Here is a 1,925-nt window from a genome sequence, read left to right as displayed (position 1 = left end):
CTCTCCGAGCGAGTAGTCGATGAATTCTAATACGAGATTCCCTGTGAAATCGGAAATCGGCGAAATGTCATGAAACATTTCACGAAGACCTTCCCGCAGGAACCACTCATACGAATTCGTTTGAATCTCGATTAAGTTTGGAAGTTCCAATACTTCGCTGATACGTGCATAGCTTCTTCTCTGACGGTGACGACCGTACTGAACAAGTTGACCAGTCAACTGATTCACCTCTCAGACCCACTTCTTCTTATAGAGAAGGACGGGTGTAATATCGAACATTGAAGCCATTTTTTGATTGATAAGCGCAAAAAAGCGACGTCTTGTCTACTCAATCATCTGTAGTCGAGAACGCCAGCTGCTTTCAAACATCTTATCCAAAAATCACTCCAATGGCATTTTATAATACTATCATAGACACAACATGAGGTCAACGACAAATCCTTCGATTTGTCAAGACCGAATTGATTTAAATATCGAGTACCCTTTATCACGGGTAACTGTCTCACACATACCGAATACTTCTTCCATCAACTTCTTCGCAGATGGTCCACCTTGTTTCTTTTGAATGACGACCCAAAGTTCGCCGCCAACGATGAGATGATCATATGCTTCTCGGAGAATACGATGAACGACCGTTTTTCCTGCCCGAATCGGTGGATTCGTCACGATCGCTGCGAATGTCGATTCGCCTACCCCATCATACCCGTCACTCACACCGGTCGTCACGGAAACACCGTTCGCGCGCGCATTGTCTGCCGCTAGTTCGAGCGCCCGTTCATTGACATCGATCAAGTGTGCCGGACGTCCTGTCGACTTCGAGAGCGCAATGCCCATCGGTCCATATCCACAGCCGACATCTAAAATGTCTCCAGCTACAGCCGGTTCCGTGAATGCCTCAATCAACAGACGTGAACCAAAATCGATTCCGTTCTTTGAAAAGACACCGTGATCCGATGTAAAGCGGAGCGTTTGACCACGCAGGACATATTCCCACGTCTTCGGATCTCGTTTCGATGAAGGGTCATTCGTATAATAATGATCCGCCATGTTTCCTTCCCCTCTCATGTAAAAGATGAAAACAAAAGAAGCTCGCAATGCGAGCTTCTCTTGTTTCTACGGAAGAAGAAAATTACTTAACTTCTACAGTAGCGCCAGCTTCTTCAAGCTTAGCTTTCATTGCTTCAGCGTCTTCTTTCGAAACGCCTTCTTTAACTGGTGCTGGAGTTCCGTCTACGAGAGCTTTCGCTTCTTTAAGACCGAGGCCTGTCAATTCGCGAACTGCTTTGATGACGTTGATTTTACCAGATCCAGCGTTAGTAAGGATAACGTCGAATTCAGTTTGCTCTTCAGCTGCTGCGCCTGCGCCAGCACCTGCAACTGCTACTGGAGCTGCTGCTGATACGCCGAATTCTTCTTCGATTGTTTTTACGAGTTCGTTAAGTTCAAGAACAGTCATGCCCTTGAGGTCTTCGATAAATTGCTCTTTGTTGAAAGCCATTATGGTTTTCCTCCTTTGATTTAGCCCACGTTGGGGTGTGAAAATTGTGTTGGTTGCCTATCCCGCTAAGCAGAAATTAAGCAGATTGTTCTTCTTTTTGCTCTGCGATTGCGTTCGTTGCCACCGCGAGTCCACGGATTGGCGCTTGAAGCACGCTGAGGAGCATCGAAAGGAGACCTTCGCGTGATGGAAGTTCCGCAAGGGCTTTGACATCTTCTACTGAAGTGACTTTGCCTTCGATGATACCACCTTTAAGTTCGAGAGCCTTGTGCGTTTTAGCGAAGTCGTTCAAGATCTTAGCTGGCGCGATAACGTCTTCATTGCTGAAGGCGATCGCACTAGGACCTGTGAAGACTTCATCAAGACCTTCGAGGTTGCTTTGAACTGCCGCGCGGCGGAGGAGACCGTTTTTGTAAACTTTGAATTC

Annotated in this window: 3 protein-coding genes and 1 pseudogene; all 4 read right to left on the bottom strand. The window is 46.7% G+C overall.

The window, feature by feature from the left end; translation table 11 throughout:
- The coding region (locus B3S86_RS15055) for a hypothetical protein (RefSeq protein ID WP_414651179.1) at positions 1–228 on the bottom strand (228 nt) is incomplete at its 3' end.
- A gap of 222 nt (positions 229–450) precedes the next feature.
- Complete coding sequence (locus B3S86_RS15050) at positions 451–1,047, bottom strand: class I SAM-dependent methyltransferase (RefSeq protein ID WP_035413150.1); 597 nt, start codon at positions 1,045–1,047, stop codon at positions 451–453.
- An 82-nt stretch (positions 1,048–1,129) separates the two neighbouring features.
- Positions 1,130–1,498 (bottom strand): 50S ribosomal protein L7/L12, encoded by a 369-nt coding sequence (rplL, locus tag B3S86_RS15045; RefSeq protein ID WP_023466613.1) that lies wholly within the window; start codon positions 1,496–1,498, stop codon positions 1,130–1,132.
- 76 nt (positions 1,499–1,574) lie between these two features.
- Positions 1,575–1,925 (bottom strand): annotated as a pseudogene (gene rplJ / locus B3S86_RS15040) (50S ribosomal protein L10); the annotation flags it as partial.

Source organism: Exiguobacterium sp. UBA3968 (assembly GCF_002385115.1).
Classification (GTDB): domain Bacteria; phylum Bacillota; class Bacilli; order Exiguobacteriales; family Exiguobacteriaceae; genus Exiguobacterium_A.
The sequence above is the reverse complement of the archived record's forward strand: the minus strand, read 5'-3'. Positions and strand labels throughout refer to the sequence as shown.